Here is a 4,617-nt window from a genome sequence, read left to right on the forward strand (position 1 = left end):
CTGGTTTGTCGGCGCCAAGCTCGAGCGGGCGCGATTTGATTACAACGCCATCGTTCCGGCACAGGCCCAAGAGGGCTCTTCCGAGAAAGCGCAACTGCCGGGGCCCGAGGCGAGCGGAGAGTACAAGGCGGTGCTGGACGATATGGTGGCAGCCATGAATGACGCGGCAGAGACATCGAACGATGTGCCGCAACCTTCGGCCATGCGGGCGAAGCGCGTGGCAGCTGGGAGGCGTCCAGCACAGCCGACCGGGCAAGCGGCGAGCGGAATGGATTGATTCTGGAGAATTACCGTTGCCTGGCCTACTGCAAAAGCGGGTCGGGCCTGCCGACTAATCCCCGCCGTCGAAGGCAGGGCGGCGCGATCCGGGTGGCACGCGGTGGCTGACGTCAGGCGGCGCGAACGCTGTCAAGAAATTCTTCGACCGCGTCCCGCAGATGGATGCTGACGTCGGAAAGCGCCTTGGCCGATTGCAGCATCTGGCCCGAGGTCGCTTCGTTTGTACCGGCGTTGCGGGCCACGCGTTCGATGTTTTCAGCGACCTCAAGCGTGCCGCCTGCCGCGGCTTGTACGCCGTGCGCGATGTTCTGCGTCGCCGTACCCTGTTCCTCGACGGCAGCGGAGATCGAGGCAGTGATTTCGCTGATGCGTTCGATCGTATGCCCGATCGCCTTGATGGCCTCGACCGAATCGCCGGTGGCGCGCTGCATGTTGATGATGTGCGAACTGATCTCGTCGGTCGCTTTCGCGGTCTGGCCGGCCAGGTTCTTGACCTCTTGCGCCACCACGGCAAAGCCGCGGCCGGCATCGCCGGCGCGTGCCGCTTCGATCGTCGCATTGAGCGCGAGCAAGTTGGTTTGTTCCGCGATCGAAGTGATCAGTTTCACGACGTCGCCGATCCGGTCGCCCGCCGCCGACAACTCCGCCATCCGCTGGTCGGTGGCACTGGCTTGCTTCACAGCGTCTGCCGCAACGGTGTTGGAATCCTGAACCCTGCGGCTGATCTCGGTGATCGACTGCGAGAGCTCGTCGGAGGCGGTGGCCGCGCTGCGAACGTGCTCGGAGGCTTGCCTGGAAGCGTCGGCTGATTGGCCGGACATCTCGGTGGTCGAACGAGCCGTTGCGGAAAGCTGCTGGGCGTCTTTCTCGAAGCGATGCGCTGAATTCAGCACTTGTTCGATGATGCCGCCGATCTTCGTGCGGAACGCTTCGACGAACCGGTTCAGTTCCATTTTGCGTTGCTCGGCCGCCGCTTTCTCGGCGTTCGACCGTTCCGTCTCAAGATGCCTGCGTTCGATGCGGTTGGCCTTGAAAACGTCGATGGTGCGCGCAATGGCGCCGATCTCGTCCGCCCGGCCGGCATGCCGGACTTCGACATCGGTCCCGCCATCTGCAAGCGTGGTAAGGGCATCGGTAACGGCGTTGAGTGGCTTTGTGACCCGGCGGACGAGCAGCATGGTTGCCAAGAGAGCAAACATGGCGGCGATACCGGCGGCGCTCGTCATGGCGATGATCGCCTGACGCAACATGGCATCAAGCTCTGCGGTGGCGATGCCGACATAGATGATTCCAATCACCTTGCCGGCCGGGTTAAAGACTGGATGATAGGCTGTGTAGAACCGCTGTCCGAACAGTATCGCCGGTCCCTTGTAGGTTTCACCACGGCGAATGATGGCTTGTCCTGGATGGTCTGACGCAAGATGCGTCCCGACGGCGCGGTCGCCATTCTCCTTCTTCACATTCGTGGTTCGCCGGACAAATTGGTCCGTGGCTTCGTCATAGACGAACAGCGTGGCATTGCCGCCGACGTAGGAGGTTGCCCGATCGACGATCCGGTGATCGGTGAATTCAGGCATTTTGGCGATGACGACCCGCTGGACCGAGCCGTCGCTGCCGAGCGTGATCTTGGCATCGGGATAGGCTTCGGCGAAGGTCAGCGTGAGTGTACGCAGGCTGCGGTCGATGTCCCGCTCGGCGCGAAGCCGAAAGTCGTGGTTCAACGACCAGTAGCCGGCGCCGACCAGGAGCGCCGTGTTCATCACAATCAGAAATGCAGCGCTGAGGACGGCTTTGGGCCCAAGCTTCAGCCGGAGCAGCGAAAATCGCTGCGATCTTGACTGGAACGGCATGCGAAATCCCCAAAAGACGACCGTGATGGTACCTTCTTATGCTTAAGAATCTATTGTCTGACTATTTTCTAGGCATGTTATAATTACAATAATACCTCTTGCTGTTAGGACGGCTTTGCTTCGAAGCCCGCAAGGTGCGGCAATTCGCGCTTCAGACGCTTCCAAAAATTTGCCGAAGAATCTGAGCAAGCCTGTGATGGCGGCGCTTCAGGCGCAGTGATATGAAAGGAATCAAAGGGGAGTTTTGGGGATGAAATTTCTTCCTGTCGTAGGCTTGCTGACTGTGTTGCTTGCCGGTCCGGTGTTCGCTCAGGTCGCTCCGCCGGCGGCGCCGACGGATCCGCCGAAGACGTTGGGCCAGATTGAATCAGAGAAATTCACCGATCGGGCCTATAAAAATTCGCTTCGCAACATTCCCGACAAGCCGGCGGCCGATCCGTGGGGCGGGGCCCGTGCGATTGACGGATCGTCGAGTGCATCCACAGTTCAGCCCAGGCGCACGAAGAACAGCTATTGACTGATTTGCGAGGGGACGACCGGAGCGACAGCTCGGTGTCGTCCCCTTTGTGTTATTGCGCTACAGTGTTTTCAGATACTCGATCAGATCGGTGCGCTCCTCGTCCTTCAGCAGCCGGCCGATGACGCCCGGCTTGCCTGGACCCGGCGTGCCTTCAAGGGAATGGCCGAGATTGCTGTTGCCTGGGATCGGCGAGCCCTTTGCATCGACCGTCGAAAACAGCGTCTCACCCCTGGCGCAAGTTTGCTTTTCTCCGGCATCAACATGGAATCCAACCTGGCGCGGATCGAAATCCCGCGTACCCATGCAGAATTGTGTCGGACGCTCTCCGGCCGGTTTCAGCATCCAGTAGAGCGAGGGCACGGAACCGTTATGGAGATAAGGCGCCGTTGCCCAGACGCCGTTCAACGGACGTGCGCGGTAGTAGGGCAGCGGTTCCCCCGCATCGCCGGGATTGGGGCAGTTCTTTCGCGCCCCCCACATCGCGGCCTGATCCGTTGGCGCGACGTCGTGGTCTTTCATCCATTTTTTGGCGGTCCGATCAACGGCGATCATCAGCGCCAGCGCATAGGACATTTCCGATGAGGCGGCTGGCATATTGGGGCATCCCCAGGCCGCTCCGAGATCGCGGACCGGCTGGAAGTCCAGGAAGCCGGGTACCTCGACCTTGCGGAGCTTGAGGACGTTGGCCTGCTGGGGGTCGGTGCCCATGCCTTTGACGTTCTTCTGGACTTCATCGAATACCGGGCCGTCCTGATTCCAGTGGATCTCTTTCGGCGACCAAAAACTCAGGTCTGGATATTGCTTGTCGAACACGGGGTCATTGACCGGCCCGCGATGGCATTCCACGCAAATCTCGGCGTAGATCTTCCGGCCACGCCTGACCTTCTCAGGGTCGATCTTCCAGGCGTCGTCGCCCGGGAACATATCCACAGGCCATTTCGGTGACCTCAAGCCGCCAAAAGCCTTCGGCGTTTGTTGGAACGGGTTCGGGCCGCGCAGCAGCTTCTCGATACTGTCGATGTTCTCGATATCGACGGACGAACGGAGCAGGGAGTCGATGGGGGCTTCGGGCGACAGGTTGATCAACGCGGAGACGCCGAGCGCTTCCCCGGCGTTGCGAATGAGCGGCTGCTGGATCGAGGCGTCATACTGCGCCCACAACAGCCACGGGATAGTCCAGATCGGCGGGAAGCTGACCGGCGCGTCGCGCACATGCATGTTCCCCTCAGGCGGCGACAGTCCACTTGCGATCATGTCGGTGTAGAAAACCTGGTTGCCGATCCGGTTCAGCGCATCGAGCCGGCCGTAACCTTCCTCGGTGTCCTGTTGGTGCACCCTGTCGAAGAGGTTCGTTAAGGTGACCGCCTGCGCCTTCACGAAGTCGCCAGTCTTCGACAGGCCCTTCTTCAGCTCCTCACGTTGAGCCTCCGTGGCGTCAGGGCCAAGCACGCGCGCGGCAAAACGATTGAAACGGCTCGAGAACGCAAGCGTATAGGCGATGGAAAGCCCGGTGGCCTGCTCGAGCTTGTAGAGGTTCACCGTTGCCGGGCCGCCATCGTAGCGGATGCTTGTCCCCTTGTAATGAATGCTGCCGGTGTGGCAGGCCGCGCAAGTCAACCCGATGAGGTCGGGTTGCGGGACGCCGGTTGCGGGATCGGTAGCGCCGGTCAGACGCGCAAATCCAACCGGGAGCCCGTCGAAATTTTCGACCCGCCATTTGCCGGCCGGGGCGCGCTTCGGCGCGGAGACTTCACTGGAATCGCCGTAGCCGTAGCGCAGCAGGGTCGCGTTGTCCGTGTGGATAGTCTTTGGACTCGGGATGAAACCGAAGCGCTCGAGATAGGTGCTGTCGCTGAGTAGGCCGGGTGCGGAAAACAGGTGAATTCGCGGCTGCTCCAGTGCCACGAACCAGGCGTAGGGGACGGGAAACGTCTTGGTGCCCTGGCTGACGTGATGAAACCAGTGGCG

4 protein-coding genes are annotated in these 4,617 nt (G+C 61.0%); 2 read left to right on the top strand and 2 right to left on the bottom strand.

Annotation, left to right across the window (positions count from 1 at the left end; all coding sequences use genetic code 11):
* Positions 1–277, top strand: a 277-nt coding sequence (locus tag NEZ08_RS11600; protein WP_298106939.1) for a hypothetical protein, incomplete at its 5' end; no start/stop codon positions are given.
* A 112-nt stretch (positions 278–389) separates the two neighbouring features.
* On the opposite strand, the gene NEZ08_RS11605 is transcribed toward NEZ08_RS11600, so the two are convergent.
* The gene (locus tag NEZ08_RS11605) at positions 390–2,129 is read right to left on the bottom strand and encodes a methyl-accepting chemotaxis protein (protein WP_298106940.1); all 1,740 of its coding nucleotides are present in this window, start codon (positions 2,127–2,129) and stop codon (positions 390–392) included.
* 250 nt (positions 2,130–2,379) lie between these two features.
* Here NEZ08_RS11605 and NEZ08_RS11610 point away from each other — a divergent pair, with 250 nt between their 5' ends.
* Complete coding sequence (locus NEZ08_RS11610; protein ID WP_298106941.1) at positions 2,380–2,646, top strand: hypothetical protein; 267 nt, start codon at positions 2,380–2,382, stop codon at positions 2,644–2,646.
* Positions 2,647–2,706: 60 nt separating this feature from the next.
* Here the strand turns inward: NEZ08_RS11610 and NEZ08_RS11615 are convergent.
* Positions 2,707–4,617: di-heme-cytochrome C peroxidase (locus tag NEZ08_RS11615; RefSeq protein ID WP_298106943.1), on the bottom strand; the 1,911-nt coding region annotated here is incomplete at its 5' end.

The organism is Bradyrhizobium sp., from assembly GCF_027451485.1.
Lineage (GTDB): Bacteria > Pseudomonadota > Alphaproteobacteria > Rhizobiales > Xanthobacteraceae > Bradyrhizobium.